This window comes from Aeromonas sp. WP2-W18-CRE-05, assembly GCF_014168615.1.
GTDB lineage: Bacteria > Pseudomonadota > Gammaproteobacteria > Enterobacterales > Aeromonadaceae > Aeromonas > Aeromonas caviae.
In genome coordinates this window covers 4,403,695-4,417,182 of sequence record NZ_AP021917.1, presented here as the reverse complement: position 1 = coordinate 4,417,182, position 13,488 = coordinate 4,403,695, and the positions used below count along the sequence as shown (strand labels likewise).

The 13,488-nt window shown below is 59.0% G+C and carries 18 protein-coding genes; 8 read left to right on the top strand and 10 right to left on the bottom strand.

Annotation, left to right across the window (positions count from 1 at the left end; genetic code table 11):
* Positions 1–108: 108 nt before the first annotated feature.
* The 8 genes from H7R73_RS20715 to H7R73_RS20680 all read right to left on the bottom strand — a co-directional run bounded on the left by H7R73_RS20715 (position 109) and on the right by H7R73_RS20680 (position 5,942).
* A complete protein-coding gene (locus H7R73_RS20715; protein WP_041214029.1) occupies positions 109–759 on the bottom strand; it encodes a DUF4310 family protein in 651 nt (216 codons plus the stop codon).
* An 11-nt stretch (positions 760–770) separates the two neighbouring features.
* Positions 771–1,547, bottom strand: coding sequence for a DUF4311 domain-containing protein (locus H7R73_RS20710; protein ID WP_010675862.1), 777 nt, complete (start codon positions 1,545–1,547; stop codon positions 771–773).
* Between the two features lie 25 nt (positions 1,548–1,572).
* Positions 1,573–1,869, bottom strand: coding sequence for a DUF4312 family protein (locus tag H7R73_RS20705; protein ID WP_069785536.1), 297 nt, complete (start codon positions 1,867–1,869; stop codon positions 1,573–1,575).
* Positions 1,869–2,234, bottom strand: coding sequence for an SFCGS family glycine-rich protein (locus H7R73_RS20700; protein WP_010675860.1), 366 nt, complete (start codon positions 2,232–2,234; stop codon positions 1,869–1,871). Before H7R73_RS20700 ends, H7R73_RS20705 begins: the two co-directional genes overlap by 1 nt.
* Positions 2,235–2,597 (bottom strand): transcriptional regulator, encoded by a 363-nt coding sequence (locus H7R73_RS20695; protein WP_182951401.1) that lies wholly within the window; start codon positions 2,595–2,597, stop codon positions 2,235–2,237.
* A gap of 307 nt (positions 2,598–2,904) precedes the next feature.
* Entirely contained in the window at positions 2,905–4,032 is a 1,128-nt protein-coding gene (degS, locus tag H7R73_RS20690) for an outer membrane-stress sensor serine endopeptidase DegS (RefSeq protein ID WP_103259450.1), read from the bottom strand.
* A gap of 89 nt (positions 4,033–4,121) precedes the next feature.
* The gene (locus tag H7R73_RS20685; protein WP_103259451.1) at positions 4,122–5,480 is read right to left on the bottom strand and encodes a Do family serine endopeptidase; all 1,359 of its coding nucleotides are present in this window, start codon (positions 5,478–5,480) and stop codon (positions 4,122–4,124) included.
* Positions 5,481–5,561: 81 nt separating this feature from the next.
* Positions 5,562–5,942 carry a YhcB family protein gene (locus tag H7R73_RS20680; protein ID WP_010675856.1) on the bottom strand — a complete coding sequence of 127 codons (381 nt, stop codon included), beginning with the start codon at positions 5,940–5,942 and terminating at the stop codon, positions 5,562–5,564.
* 139 nt (positions 5,943–6,081) lie between these two features.
* Here H7R73_RS20680 and zapE point away from each other — a divergent pair, with 139 nt between their 5' ends.
* From zapE to H7R73_RS20640, 8 genes are all read left to right on the top strand, one after another.
* The gene (gene zapE, locus H7R73_RS20675; RefSeq protein WP_182951400.1) at positions 6,082–7,176 is read left to right on the top strand and encodes a cell division protein ZapE; all 1,095 of its coding nucleotides are present in this window, start codon (positions 6,082–6,084) and stop codon (positions 7,174–7,176) included.
* 266 nt (positions 7,177–7,442) lie between these two features.
* Positions 7,443–7,871: a 50S ribosomal protein L13 gene (gene rplM, locus H7R73_RS20670; RefSeq protein ID WP_005336289.1), complete on the top strand. Its 429-nt coding sequence runs from the start codon at positions 7,443–7,445 to the stop codon at positions 7,869–7,871.
* A 14-nt stretch (positions 7,872–7,885) separates the two neighbouring features.
* Positions 7,886–8,278, top strand: a complete 393-nt coding sequence (rpsI, locus tag H7R73_RS20665) for a 30S ribosomal protein S9 (RefSeq protein WP_005336286.1) — start codon at positions 7,886–7,888, stop codon at positions 8,276–8,278.
* Between the two features lie 299 nt (positions 8,279–8,577).
* The gene (petA, locus tag H7R73_RS20660; protein ID WP_010675854.1) at positions 8,578–9,168 is read left to right on the top strand and encodes a ubiquinol-cytochrome c reductase iron-sulfur subunit; all 591 of its coding nucleotides are present in this window, start codon (positions 8,578–8,580) and stop codon (positions 9,166–9,168) included.
* Positions 9,169–9,170: 2 nt separating this feature from the next.
* Complete coding sequence (locus H7R73_RS20655; RefSeq protein WP_010675853.1) at positions 9,171–10,388, top strand: cytochrome b; 1,218 nt, start codon at positions 9,171–9,173, stop codon at positions 10,386–10,388.
* Entirely contained in the window at positions 10,385–11,119 is a 735-nt protein-coding gene (locus H7R73_RS20650; protein ID WP_039040484.1) for a cytochrome c1, read from the top strand. The genes H7R73_RS20655 and H7R73_RS20650 overlap by 4 nt, the downstream gene beginning before the upstream one ends.
* 87 nt (positions 11,120–11,206) lie before the next feature.
* Positions 11,207–11,836 carry a stringent starvation protein SspA gene (gene sspA, locus H7R73_RS20645; protein WP_039040485.1) on the top strand — a complete coding sequence of 210 codons (630 nt, stop codon included), beginning with the start codon at positions 11,207–11,209 and terminating at the stop codon, positions 11,834–11,836.
* Positions 11,833–12,264 carry a ClpXP protease specificity-enhancing factor gene (locus tag H7R73_RS20640; protein ID WP_029314842.1) on the top strand — a complete coding sequence of 144 codons (432 nt, stop codon included), beginning with the start codon at positions 11,833–11,835 and terminating at the stop codon, positions 12,262–12,264. The genes sspA and H7R73_RS20640 overlap by 4 nt, the downstream gene beginning before the upstream one ends.
* Before the next feature lie 43 nt (positions 12,265–12,307).
* On the opposite strand, the gene dolP is transcribed toward H7R73_RS20640, so the two are convergent.
* Positions 12,308–12,886: a division/outer membrane stress-associated lipid-binding lipoprotein gene (dolP, locus tag H7R73_RS20635; protein ID WP_103259453.1), complete on the bottom strand. Its 579-nt coding sequence runs from the start codon at positions 12,884–12,886 to the stop codon at positions 12,308–12,310.
* Positions 12,887–12,890: 4 nt separating this feature from the next.
* Positions 12,891–13,481 carry a D-sedoheptulose-7-phosphate isomerase gene (locus H7R73_RS20630; RefSeq protein WP_010675848.1) on the bottom strand — a complete coding sequence of 197 codons (591 nt, stop codon included), beginning with the start codon at positions 13,479–13,481 and terminating at the stop codon, positions 12,891–12,893.
* Positions 13,482–13,488 lie beyond the last annotated feature (7 nt).

Below are 13,488 nucleotides of genomic sequence, written 5' to 3'. Positions count from 1 at the left end.
ACGTCTATCCATACGCTCCGGCCCCTGCGCTGCTCTTCACCTTGCTGACGACCTCTCGCGACAGAGCGCAAACAGGTTCTTGAATGCCGTCCAAGAGACGGCCTTGGATTAAGCTAGGGCGATGGGGAAGAAGGTCCCGAACAGCATGGCCCCCAGGATGGCGCCGCCCGTGATGGGCTTTTCCCAGATGTAGAACAGCAACGCACCCAGCAGGGAGCCTATCCCGATGGGAATGGAGGCGCCCATGGCGGAGAGGATGATGAGGGGACCGAGGAAGCGGCCCGAGCTGTTGCCAGCCCCCATCATGACGTCTGCGCCGTAGGTGGAGTTGCTCTGGTTGATGGTGAACTTGCGCGCCAGGATGATCACGTAGCCGATGGCCATCCCAATCCCCATACCGGTGATCAGGGAAGCGGTGAAGTTTTCCACCGGATAGATGATGCCGGCCCCCAGCAGCAGGGCGGGCACCCCGAGGCCGACTCCGGTCTGGATGGCGCCGCCGATGTCGAGGATGCCCACCAGGGAGCCCTCGATGATGCGGGCGAACAGGAAGCTGGCACCGAAGGCGGCGACTGCACCATAGGCCCCCGTGTCCATACCGGCCTTGAGCATGGCAACGAAGGCCACCTCGTTGAAGGCGCCGACCCCGTAGAGGTAGAACATGTGGGTACCGGCGAAGACGCCGGAAGAGAGCAGACCGACAAAGATGGGGAAGGACCAGTCGGCATACCAGAAGTTGTTTCTCAGTTTCTCATCCATGGTGTGCTTCCTTATTTGCCGCTCATGAGGTTATGGACGTTTTCCAGCCACAGGGGAACGCCCAGGTGGAAGGATTCAATGAGTTTCATGTCAAAGCCGCGGAAGAAGCCGCTCAGCACGAACAGCAGGACGATGGCACTCATCATCACCTTGGTGACGTGGTTCCAGCCGCTCTCTTCCACCCCCTTGCCGATCAGGATGCCAAGCACCAGACCTGGTACCGCGTTGCCCATGATGAGCTGGGCCAGACCGCCGAAGATGGTGGCCCAGAAGCCGGACTTCTTGCCTGCCTCGATGGCGGCCAGCCAGAAGATCACCGGCATGACGGTGTTGACCAGCAGGTTGGCGGCGGGCACCAGCACCTTGACCGCGGTCACCTGCAGGGCGGCAGGTACGGCGGCGGCCGTGCTGTTGAGGAAGGCGACCACGATGGCACCAATGATGCCGCAGGCGATGGCCATCTTTTTGGGATCATGGAGGGTGGTGGCGAGATCCCGGTTCTTGATCATCAGGGCCGCTGCACCCCAGTTCGGCAGGATGCGGTGATCCACGTCCTGGGTGAAGGCGCCGGCCGCGACCGTGGAGGCCCAGGCGTTGAAGAAGAAGCCCAGACCGAACGAGAAGTGGGAGGCGGGGTCCCCTTCGCAGGAGTTGAGCTCGCCCAGGGTACGGAACGCGCCCATCCCCTGCACGGTCGGGGCGTGGAACATCCGCGCCGCGCCAGCCCCCACCCCGACGCCTACCAGGCCGCCGATGATGAGTGACTTCATCAAAATGATTAGAAACATCCAACTTGTCCTTTTGGTTGTGGGGTCAGGCCCGGGTGAAATCCACCTTGTCGACATCCAGGCTGGTGACCTTGACGGTGATCGCCAGCCGGACCCGGAACTCGTGGCGCTGGCGTGGCAGGAAGAAGAACAGGAACTTCTCCACCCGTACCGACTCCTCGGCCTCGATCACCTCGACCTCGAGGGGTTCGATGCGCAGCATCACCTTGGGGCTCTCCTTGAGCAGGCTGGGTTGCACCTGGCTGAGGGCGGCGGCGAACGCCTGCTGGCGAGTCGCCCCCTTGCCGTTGACCGTGATCCGGGTGGTGAAGTGCTCTTTCATCAGGCGCGTCCGTGTTTCTTGGCGAAGGCTTCGATCAGCTTCTGGCCCAGCTCTTCCTTGTCCATGAAGCCGAAGCCCAGTACCACGCACCCCTCGTTGATGGCGGTGACACCCTCTTCGATGGATCGCATGCCGTAGCGGCACTTGTAGCCGTACTTGGTCTGGGCCGTGATGGCGCCCGCGCCACCGCTGCCGCAGAAGGAGATGCCAAGGTCGGCCTGCTCCTTGTTCATCACATCACCGAGCTTCATGTCGGCGGCCATGCCGGGGATGACGGTCACGGTGGCGCCGGCGGCTTCTGCGCCTGCCCCCACTTTCTGACCCTTGCCGAGACGATCTCCAATCACGAGTTTGATGGCAGTCATTTAGCGTTCTTCTTTTACTGAACTGAGTTCGTTTTCTTTGGCCACTTCAAAATGGACGGACAAGAGGTGCGCCTCCTCGTAGGCGAGGCGGTCGAGCCAGGCGACGACCTGCTCTGCCAGGCGCAGGGAGAGGGGGGAGATCTCCTCGAACAGGCTGAGGTCGACCTCCGGCAGGGATTCCCCGCTGTAGGAGCGCCACACCATGGCCTTGACGTGGGAGGCCAGCATCTGTTGCTGCACGTCGTTGGGGCATATGCCCTGATCCGCCAGCAGGTTGTGAATGCGGGCCAGGGTCAGGTCGGTCTTGCGCAGCAGTGCCGGGCTGTCCGGGGTCAGGGGGGCGTCATGGGTGTCGGTGTTCAAGGTCTGCTCTCCAGGCTGGCAGAAAGGATGGGATCACCATAAAGCGGAGGAGAGTGCGGGAGGAGGCAGGTTTTTTCCGATTCGAAGTGGAAATCCGGAGGGAAAGGCATCAAAAGAAGCCCTTTTGGCGATCAAGAAGAGGAAAGGAGCGGACTGGCGGCAAGGGAGTGTGATCGGTGGCGCGTTTTGACGTCGCCTTCGCCCGATCGTTTATTGGCGCAATATGTGAGCTGTCTCACGCACAAGCGGGGCCGGAGGAAAGCGGGCACGAAAAAGGGCCCTGTCGGGCCCTGCGAGGATCCGCCTCTCAGGTGGCGGGTGCCGCACTGCTGGTCGGCAGGGGCTGATTCTGGTAGCGCAGGTCCTCTTCGATGATGACATCGACGTCCAGCGGCTTGCCGTTGCGGATCACCGAGATGGTGAGCTTGGTGCCCGGGCGGCTCTCGACGATCTTGTCCATGACGGGACGCACGCCGGTGATGGCCTCTCCGTTGATCTTGAGCAGCACATCCCCACGTTTGAGACCGGCCTTGGTGGCTGGGCCATTGGGATCCAGGCTCTCCACCACCAACCCCTGCAAGTCCCCCAGGTTCAGCATGCGCGCGACGATGGGATTGATCTCGACGCTGGAGATGCCGAGGTAGCCGCGGATGACCCGACCGTTGGCGATCAGCTCGTCCATGATGCGCTTGGCCAGCTTGTAGGGGATGGCAAAACTGATGCCGTAGCTCTCCTGATTGCCGTTGAGGTGGTAGGCGGCGGTATTGATACCCACCAGATCGCCACGGCCATTGACCAGGGCGCCTCCGGAGTTGCCCTCGTTGATGGCGGCATCGGTCTGCAGCAGATCCTGCCGGCCGTTGCTGTCCGGCCCCATGCTGGAGAGGCCGATACGCCCGGTGGCGCTGATGATGCCCTGGGTGATGGTCTGGCCGACGTTGTAGGGGTTGCCGATGGCGAGCACCACGTCTCCCACGTCCGGCAGACGATCCGGGTCCTGCGGGATCACCGGCAGGTTGTCCGATTCGATGTAGAGCACCGCCAGATCGGTCAGTTTGTCGGTGCCGACCAGCTCTGCACTGAACACCCGGCCATCTTGCAGGGCGACGATGATCTGGTCCGCATCGGCGATGACGTGATAGTTGGTGAGCACGTGACCGCGCTGGTTCATGATGACGCCGGAGCCCAGCCCCTGGGGTCTGAGTTCGGCTTTTTCACCGCGATTGCCGGCGAAGCTGCGGGTGTAGATGTTGACGACGGCAGGGCCGGCACGATGGGCCGCGTAGGAGAAGCTCAGCTCGCGGGCATTGGTGATGAGGCCTGGCAGGGGGGGGCCGCCACGAAAATTGGGGAACACCAGCAACAAAAGCGCAGCCATGGCGAGGCCAAAGCCGACGGACTTGCCCAAGTAGCTGATCAGAGGTGGGATTTTCATGTCTTTCTCGTCCGTGCAGGCTGCGGGCAGAGAATAACATTATCGATGGATAAAAATCACCCGCGGCGGTTGCCGCGGGTGTGAGGGGCTTAACGGATCACCAAATAGAGCGAGGAGTCACCGCGCTGGATGTTCAGCGCCAGGACTTCCGGCTTGTTTTTCAACACCTTGGTCAGTTCTCCCATGGAGTTGATGCGCTGGCGGTTGACTCCGATGATGATGTCACCCTTCTGCAGGCCGGAGGCGGCTGCCGGTGAGCGGGGATCGATGTCGGAGACGGCCACGCCGGTCACGGGGTCCGTGATGGTGCTCAGCTTGGCCCCTTCCAGTGCCGGATGCAGGGCGCTGGCCAGGATCTCGCTGTCATCCGCTTTCTTCAGGGTGACCTTGACGCTCTGCTCCTTGCCGTCACGAATGAGGCCGAGCGAGACCTGCTTGTCGGCCCCCATGGTGGCGATTTTGGCACGCAGCTCGCCGAAGGAGCGGATGGGCTTGCCATCGATGCTGATGATGATGTCACCTGCCTTGATGCCTGCCTTGGCGGCGGCGGAGTCAGGCATGACCTGGTTGACGAAGGCACCGTCCTTCTTGTTGTAGCCGAAGGTCTTGGCGATTTCGCTGGTGAGCTCGGTGCCGGTGATCCCCAGCTGGCCACGGCGTACTTCGCCGTATTTCACGATCTGCTCGGAGAGATCGCGCACCATGTTGGACGGGATGGCAAAGCCGATGCCGATGTTGCCGCCGTTCGGGCCCAGGATGGCGGTGTTGATGCCGATCAGCTCCCCGCGCAGGTTGAGCAGGGCGCCGCCCGAGTTGCCGGAGTTGATGGCCGCATCGGTCTGGATGAAGTTCTCCAGATTTTCGATGTTGAGGCCGCTGCGACCCAGGGCGCTGACAATGCCGGAGGTGACGGTCTGGCCCAGGCCGAACGGGTTGCCGATGGCCAGCGCGTAGTCACCGACTCTCAGCTCGTCGGAGTCGGCGAACTTGATCTGCACCAGATCCTCGGCCTTGATTTGCAGCAGGGCGATATCCGACTGTTTGTCTTCCCCTATTTTCTTGGCCGCATACTCACGGCCATCTTTCAGGTTGACCTTGATCTCGTCCGCCTCGTGGACCACGTGGGCGTTGGTGATCACGTAGCCTTTCTTGGCATTGATGATGACGCCGGAACCAAGCGCCTGGAAGGGCTGCTCGCTCACCTGCTCGTCAGGCATGTTGGGGCCGAAGAAGAAGCGGAATTGTTCCGGCAGGCGCTGGCGGGTGATCTTCTTGCCAGAGACGGAGATGTTGACCACGGCAGGGGTCACCTGCTCGAGGACGGGGGCCAGGCTCGGCATCTCCTGGTTGTTCGCCATCAGGGGCAGTGCGGCCTGCGCCGGTGCTGAGGACATGGCGATACCGACACTGAGGGCTAAGACACTGAATACAGAAAGAGATTTACGCATATGAGAAACAGCTCCCAGAAAAAGTTGCAGTGCAATCGTCAAGGTCTGACCACGATAAAGCGTAATTAGTTCAACTGATGATCAGCCCGGTTGCTTGAGCAGGCCGGACGCACCGGCGTAATCGCGGGGAGGAAGGCCCGGCTCCTCGCTGTTGGCGGCATCGCCTGTTTCTTCCACTTCGGGTTCGCGGAACAGTGGTTCCTGTACCTTGGCCAGGAACTTGCTCTGTTCCGCCATGTGGCGATAAAGGGTCTGGTACTGTTCGGCCAGTTGCTCCATCAGGGCGGCGCTGTCGGCGAAGTGGGTGGTGATCTGCCCCTGGTAGCTTTCCAGCTCCTTGTGGGCTTTTTTCAGCTCCTGTTCCAGGCGTCCGGCATCCCGGCTACGGACAGAGAAGCGGCCGATCAGCACGCCGATGATCAGGGCGGCGATCGCCAGCAGGATCCCGTTAAACAGAGTCATAGAAGCTCCTTGTTACAGCTAACACGATGAATTTGAAGCGGTCGGATGGACCGCAACGCCTCGTTGGCACTATACCGTGCCCCCTGAGAGCGTGATACCATTTTGTCCCTCATTCAGGGACTTGGAGGCGGTTTACAGGATGACCCCGCAGCAAAAATATCAGCAGGATTTGCAGCGCCCCGGCTTTGTGGCCGATCCGGCCCAGGCCATGGCAGTCGCCCGCCTGGAGCGACTCTATCAGGATCTGTGCGCAAGCCCGACTCCGACCAGATCCCGTGGCCTGCTGGGTTGGCTGCAAAAGCCGAAAACCCGTGACCCCGTCCAGGGGTTATATATGTGGGGCGGTGTGGGCAGAGGCAAGACCTGGCTGATGGATACTTTTTTTGAGAGCCTGCCGGGGGAGCGCAAACTGCGCATCCACTTCCACCGTTTCATGCACCGTGTGCACGACGAGCTCAGAGGGCTGACCGGTCAGTCCGATCCGCTCAAGCTGATCGCCCGCAAGCTGGCCGACGAGACCGACGTCATCTGCTTCGACGAGTTTTTCGTCTCGGATATCACGGATGCCATGCTGCTCGGCACTCTGTTCCTGGAACTCTTTGGCCATGGCGTGGTGCTGGTGGCCACATCCAACATTCCCCCTCAGGATCTCTACCGCAACGGGTTGCAGCGTGCTCGCTTCCTGCCTGCCATCGCGCTTATCGAGCGTCACTGCGAGGTGATCAATGTCGATGGCGGTGTCGATTACCGGCTGCGAACCCTTGAACAGGCAGAGATCTATCACTTCCCGCTGGATGAGCAGGCCAGGAGCAACCTGGATCGTTATTTCAGCCAGTTGACCGGGATTGGGCAGGTGACTGCCGCCGCACTGGAAGTCAACCATCGCCAACTGAGTGCGCTGGGCGTAGGGGAAGGGGTGCTTTATATGGAGTTTGAACAGCTGTGCTGTACTCCACGCTCCCAGGGCGACTACATCGAACTGGCCCGTGAGTTCCACACTGTCCTGCTGGCCAATGTGCAACCCATGGGCAGCGGCACGGATGACGCGGCCCGCCGCTTCATCGCCATGGTGGACGAGTTTTATGAGCGGCATGTAAAGCTCATCATATCGGCGGCGGTCCCCATGACCGGGCTCTATGGCGAAGGCCTGCTGAATTTCGAATTCAAGCGTTGCCTTTCACGGCTTCAGGAGATGCAATCGCACGAATACCTTGCCAGAGTGCACCTTCCTTAGTCACAATACCGCGCCTGCCAGTCGGATGGGCATCTGCGGCAGGTAGGGCCGGGCGACATTTGCTAGCTTCATGGCAGTGAAATTAGCAGGTGATATTTAAGGCAACTTCACTTATAATCGCCCGGCCCACGTTACAGCTGTCGATAAGACAGCAACACTTTAAGCTTTACTTGTATTCGAAGGGGTACAGGTAGGCCATCGTTTGTTGTTTGTGGGAGAGCCCCCATAAGCAATTGGGTCTGTAACAGGTAATTGGGTTTAACTTAATGAAAACTTTCGTTGCCAAGCCAGAAACCGTAAAACGTGACTGGTACATTGTGGACGCAGAAGGTAAAACTCTGGGTCGTATCGCAACCGAGATCGCTGCTCGTCTGCGTGGTAAGCACAAAGCCGAGTACACTCCGCACGTTGACACCGGTGACTACATCATCGTTGTAAACGCTGAGAAGGTACACGTAACCGGTAAGAAATTTACCGACAAAATGTACCACGCTCACTCCGGTTTCCCGGGTGGTATCAAGTCCATCAGCTTCGACAAGCTGATTCAGCGTAAGCCGGAAATGGTAATCGAAGCTGCCGTCAAGGGCATGCTGCCGAAGGGTCCGCTGGGCCGTGCCATGTTCCGTAAGCTGAAAGTTTACGCAGGCGCAGAGCACGCTCATGCTGCTCAGCAACCTCAAGTACTGGATATCTAACGGGAACTGGCAACATGGCAGAAAATCAATACTACGGTACCGGCCGTCGCAAAAGCTCCACTGCTCGCGTATTCATCAAAGCGGGTAGCGGTAAAATCGTAATCAACCAGCGCTCCCTGGAGCAATACTTCGGCCGTCCGACTGCCCGCATGGTAGTTCGTCAGCCGCTGGAACTGGTCGAGATGACCGAGAAACTGGATCTGTACATCACCGTTAACGGTGGTGGCATCTCCGGTCAAGCTGGTGCGATCCGCCACGGTATCACTCGTGCTCTGATGCAGTACGACGAGACCCTGCGTTCCGAACTGCGTAAAGCTGGCTTTGTTACTCGTGATGCCCGTAAGGTTGAGCGTAAGAAAGTCGGTCTGCACAAAGCGCGTAAGCGTCCGCAGTACTCCAAGCGTTAATTCGCTTTTGGTACGCACTCTCAGGAGTGTCAAAAAAGCCTGGCAATTTGCCAGGCTTTTTTTATTGGTAATGTCACATGTGACAATGCTAAGCATACGTCACAAAAGACAAAAAATTGTGTATTTATTGTTTTTGCCCATCGACTCCCTTTCTTGTCAAATTGTTATCTTTTCTTTAAAATTTCCATGGTCTTTCTGTGTCAATTGCCACTCCGCTTCCATCGCAGTTGTCAGAGGGAGAGGAGAAGTAAACAGGGACACTATAAGAATGAGCGGAGTCCACATGGGAGAGTTTTTGGATGAGCAATGCGCCAGTTGATACCGGTCGCCGCAGATTTCTTACCTGGTCAACGGTTGCCGTTGGCGGTGTAGGAGCTGCTTTTACCGCAGTGCCGTTTATTAAGTCATGGAATCCGAGTGCCAAAGCCAAGGCGGCAGGCGCCCCGGTTGAAGTGGATATCAGCAAGCTGGAGCCGGGTCAGCTAATCCGCGTCGAGTGGCGTGGTAAACCGGTCTGGGTGGTGAAGCGCACCAAGCAGACGCTGGATGCTCTGGCTGCACATGATGACAAGCTGCGGGATCCTGCGTCAGACGAGCCACAGCAACCGGACTATGCCCACAATGGCTACAGATCCATCAAACCGGAAATCTTCGTGGCCGTTGGCATCTGCACTCATCTGGGATGCTCCCCTTCCTATTTGCCCGACAGCTTCGGCGAGCAGGTTCAAGGGGTAACTTCCGGCTTCTTCTGCCCCTGCCATGGCTCCAAATTCGACATGGCTGGTCGAGTGTTCCAGGGCGTCCCCGCACCGCTGAACCTGGTCATTCCGCCATACCAATTTCTTAGCGACACCACCATTCTGGTTGGTGCCGATGGCAAGGAGGCCTGACCATGTTTGCCAAACTCATGGGCTGGATCGATGATCGTTTCCCGCTCACGGCCATGTACAACGACCATATGGCCAAGTATCCGGCGCCCAAGAACCTGAACTTCTGGTACTTCTTCGGCTCGCTTGCCATGTTGGTGCTGGTCAACCAGATCATCACCGGCATCTGGCTGACCATGAACTACAACCCTTCGGCGGAAGGTGCCTTCGCTTCCGTGGAATACATCATGCGGGATGTGGATTATGGCTGGCTGCTGCGTTATATGCACTCCACCGGGGCATCCGCCTTCTTCATCGTGGTTTACCTGCACATGTTCCGCGGCATGATCTACGGCTCTTACCAGAAGCCACGGGAACTGCTGTGGATCTTCGGCATGCTGATCTTCCTGGTGCTGATGGCCGAGGCCTTCATGGGTTACCTGCTGCCCTGGGGACAGATGTCGTTCTGGGGGGCCCAGGTCATCATCTCGCTGTTCGGTGCCATCCCCGTTATCGGTGACGATCTGACCCTGTGGATCCGGGGGGATTATGTCATCTCGGGTGCGACCCTGAACCGCTTCTTTGCGCTGCACGTCATCGCTCTGCCGCTGGTGCTGGTGATGCTGGTGGCCATGCATATCCTGGCGCTGCACGAGGTGGGCTCCAACAACCCCGATGGCATCGACATCAAGAAGCACAAGGACGAGAACGGCTGGCCACTGGATGCGGTCGCGTTCCACCCCTATTTCACCGTGAAGGACATGATCGGGGTAGCCGGTTTTCTGTTCTTTTTCTGTGCCATCATCTTCTTCAAGCCGGACATGTGGGGCTATTTCCTCGAGAAACCGAACTTTGAGGTGGCCAATGGCCTGAAGACACCGGCGCATATCGCTCCTGTCTGGTACTTCACCCCCTTCTACGCCATCCTGCGTGCGGTGCCTGACAAGCTGCTGGGGGTCATCATGATGGGCCTCTCCATCGTGGTGCTGTTCCTGTTGCCCTGGCTGGATCGTTGCAAGGTGCGCTCGGTGCGTTACCGCAGCACCCTGCACAAGCTGAACATCGCCCAGTTCGTGGTCTGCTTCATTATTCTGGGGGTGCTGGGCGTGCTGCCATCAACCCCGACCCTGACGCTGATTGCACAGCTCTGTACTCTGGGTTATTTCGGATTCTTCGTCCTGTTGTTCTTCTACAGCAAGAATGAGAACACCAAGCCGCTGCCGGAGAGGGTGACATTCAAATGAAAAGAATAATTTTTGCAGTGCTGGCCCTGCTGCCTGGTCTGGTGTTGGCCTCTGGCGGTGGCTTCCCCCTCGACAAGGCGGAGTACGATCTGAGTGACAAGGCATCCCTGCAACGGGGGGCCGCCACCTTCATGAACTACTGTGCCGGCTGTCACTCCACCCAGTACCAGCGTTATAACCGGGTGGCGGCCGATATCGGCATTCCGGACGATCTGATGAAGGAGAACCTGGTCTTCACCGGCGCCAAGATCGGCGATCTGATGAAGAGCGCCATGTCCGAGAAGGATGCTGCTCGCTGGTTCGGCGCGCCGCCCCCCGATCTGACCCTGGTTGCCCGGGTGCGTGGTGCAGACTGGATCTACACCTATCTGCGTTCCTTCTACGTGGACGAGACCCGTCCATTCGGGGTGAACAACGCCGTCTTCCCGTCCGTGGGTATGCCCCATGTGCTGGAGCCGTTGCAGGGGACGCCCCGCGCCGAGTTCGAGACGCACACCCTGGATGGCGTGGAGATGCAGCAAGTCGTCAGCATCAAATCTGACGGCAACGGTGAAATGAACAACGAAGAATATGATCAGACGGTACTGGATCTGGTAAACTTCTTGGTCTACTCGGCTGAGCCGGTGCAGCAGGAGCGCGAACGCATGGGCTTCTGGGTACTCGGATTCATCGCTATCTTCTTCATCTTCACTGTGCTGTTGAAGAAGGAATTCTGGCGCGACGTTCACTAAGCGACCAGATCGGAGTAATATGACGCACGGCAATGAAGACAGACATGCTTCATTGCCGTTTCTGCTTTTTAATGACGGGAGGGTTCAATGGCTGTAGCTGCCAATAAGCGTTCGGTAATGACGCTGTTTTCCGGTGCCAACGATATGTTCAGCCATCAGGTGCGTATTGTCCTGGCGGAGAAGGGTGTTAGCGTGGATATCTGCCAGGTTGATCCTGCCAACCTGCCGGATGAGCTGGCCGAGCTGAACCCGTACAACACTGTACCGACTCTGGTGGATCGCGAGCTGGCGTTGTACACCTCGCGCATCATCATGGAGTATCTGGACGAGCGTTTCCCGCATCCGCCCCTGATGCCGGTTTATCCGGTCGCGCGCGGCAACAGCCGTCTGATGATGCACCGCATCGAGCTGGACTGGTACTCTCTGGCCGACAAGATCATGGCGGGCACCGATACCGAAGCCGCCCGTGCCGAGTTGCGCGACAACCTGCTGGCCATCGCCCCCATCTTCGGCGAGATGCCCTACTTCATGAGCGAAGAGTTCGGTCTGGTCGACTGCTACATGGCGCCGTTGCTGTGGCGTCTGCCGAGCCTGGGCATCGATTTCACCGGCCGTGGCGCCAAAGAGCTGAAGGCTTACATGGTTCGCCTGTTCGAGCGTGAATCCTTCCAGGCTTCCCTGACCGAGGCCGAGCGCGAGATCCGTGCCGGCGTATGAGCATGGAACCGACAATGACACCCAGTCGCCCGTATCTGCTGCGGGCGTTTTTTGACTGGTTGCTGGATAACGATCTGACTCCCCATCTGGTGGTCAATGCCAATATTCCCCATGTGATGGTACCGATGCAGTTCGTGCAGGATGGCCAGATTGTTCTGAACATCGCCCCCCGGGCCGTGGGCCAGTTCCACATGGACAATGACGCTGTCAGCTTCAGCGCCCGTTTCGGTGGCGTATCGCAGCAGGTCTATATCCCCATGGCGGCCGTACTGGCCATCCATGCCAGGGAGAACGGAGTGGGGACCCTGTTCCCGCCGGAGCCCGGGTATGACCTCTGGCTGGAACAGGCACAGACACCCACGTCGGTTGACCCCGAGCCGGAACCACCGCGCCCGAGCGGTCGTCCGACCCTGAAAGTCATCAAATAAAAAACGCAGCCTGAAGGCTGCGTTTTTTCATCCTGCCAGATGGTCAATTCTGGGCAAACTCGAAGGCTTTGATCACCTGTTTAACGCCGCTGACGTGGCGAGCGATTTCCACGGCCTGATCCCCTTCCTGGCGGGTGACCAGCCCAATGAGGAATACCTCGCCATTCTCGGTGACAACCTTCACCTTGGCGCTGTCGAAGTTCTTGGTGCCCAGCATGTCGGCCCGCACCTTGGAGGTGATCCAGGTGTCATTGCTGCGCACGCCGATACTGACTGGTTTGCCAAGGCGCAGTTCGTTGTAGACATGGCGAACCCCTTCAATCCGGCTCACGATTCTACCCGCTTCCTGTTTGTAAGCGTCAGAGGGTGTCTGACCCACCAGCAGCACACGGCCGTTGTTGCTGTAGACACTGATCTTGCTGGCGGCGCTCAGGGGCTTGTTGTCGGCCAACAGGTTGGCGGCTTTCAGCTCTATGGTCTGATCGTCCCACTGGGCACCCAGGGTGCGGCGATCGCCGCTCGCCTTGGCGGTGCCAGCCGCGCCACCGACCACCACGGCAGCACAGCCTTGCAGCAGCAGAGCGCCGGTCAGCAGGGCAAGAGCGAGAATAGGCTTCTTCATGGTTTCAGTCTTCCTGTTGCGGGAAAAGTGTCTGGTCGATGAGATCACAGAGACAGTGCAGGGTCAACAGGTTCACTTCCAGAATACGAGGACGGCGAGCGGAAGGAACGCGGATCTCCACGTCATTGGGGCCCAGCAGACCGGCGATCTCTCCCCCGTCTCCGCCACCGAGAACAATGATGGTCATGTCGCGGGAGAGGGCGGCCTCCGCAGCCTTGATCAGGCTGCGGCTGTTGCCTGTCGTGGTGATGACCACCAGGATGTCGCCTGGTTGTCCCAGAGCACGTATCTGTTTGGCATAGACCTCTTCGAAACCGTGATCCGTGGCGATGGCGCTGATGGTCGCCATGTCGGGCGTCAGGGCGAGACCGGGCAGGGAGGGGCGAGGCGTTTCATAGCAGTTCACCAGTTCGGAAATGAACAGCTGTGCCAATGCCGAGGAAGGACCATTGCCACATGCCATCACCTTGTGGCCATTGAGCAGGCAGATGGTCAGCATCTGGGCTGCCGTATGGATGGCATCCGGCAGTGCTTCGGCGGCAGCTATCTTGGTCTGGATGCTCTCGGTGTAATTCTCTTTGATGGGATCAGTCATGGGGTCC

Coding starts and splice junctions, on each gene's coding strand:
- H7R73_RS20715 (WP_041214029.1), bottom strand. CDS start 759: ATGGATGAGAAACTGAGAAACAACTTCTGGTATGCCGACTGGTCCTTC.
- H7R73_RS20710 (WP_010675862.1), bottom strand. CDS start 1,547: ATGTTTCTAATCATTTTGATGAAGTCACTCATCATCGGCGGCCTGGTA.
- H7R73_RS20705 (WP_069785536.1), bottom strand. CDS start 1,869: ATGAAAGAGCACTTCACCACCCGGATCACGGTCAACGGCAAGGGGGCG.
- H7R73_RS20700 (WP_010675860.1), bottom strand. CDS start 2,234: ATGACTGCCATCAAACTCGTGATTGGAGATCGTCTCGGCAAGGGTCAG.
- degS (WP_103259450.1), bottom strand. CDS start 4,032: ATGAAAATCCCACCTCTGATCAGCTACTTGGGCAAGTCCGTCGGCTTT.
- H7R73_RS20685 (WP_103259451.1), bottom strand. CDS start 5,480: ATGCGTAAATCTCTTTCTGTATTCAGTGTCTTAGCCCTCAGTGTCGGT.
- H7R73_RS20680 (WP_010675856.1), bottom strand. CDS start 5,942: ATGACTCTGTTTAACGGGATCCTGCTGGCGATCGCCGCCCTGATCATC.
- zapE (WP_182951400.1), top strand. CDS start 6,082: ATGACCCCGCAGCAAAAATATCAGCAGGATTTGCAGCGCCCCGGCTTT.
- rplM (WP_005336289.1), top strand. CDS start 7,443: ATGAAAACTTTCGTTGCCAAGCCAGAAACCGTAAAACGTGACTGGTAC.
- rpsI (WP_005336286.1), top strand. CDS start 7,886: ATGGCAGAAAATCAATACTACGGTACCGGCCGTCGCAAAAGCTCCACT.
- petA (WP_010675854.1), top strand. CDS start 8,578: ATGAGCAATGCGCCAGTTGATACCGGTCGCCGCAGATTTCTTACCTGG.
- H7R73_RS20655 (WP_010675853.1), top strand. CDS start 9,171: ATGTTTGCCAAACTCATGGGCTGGATCGATGATCGTTTCCCGCTCACG.
- H7R73_RS20650 (WP_039040484.1), top strand. CDS start 10,385: ATGAAAAGAATAATTTTTGCAGTGCTGGCCCTGCTGCCTGGTCTGGTG.
- sspA (WP_039040485.1), top strand. CDS start 11,207: ATGGCTGTAGCTGCCAATAAGCGTTCGGTAATGACGCTGTTTTCCGGT.
- H7R73_RS20640 (WP_029314842.1), top strand. CDS start 11,833: ATGAGCATGGAACCGACAATGACACCCAGTCGCCCGTATCTGCTGCGG.
- dolP (WP_103259453.1), bottom strand. CDS start 12,886: ATGAAGAAGCCTATTCTCGCTCTTGCCCTGCTGACCGGCGCTCTGCTG.
- H7R73_RS20630 (WP_010675848.1), bottom strand. CDS start 13,481: ATGACTGATCCCATCAAAGAGAATTACACCGAGAGCATCCAGACCAAG.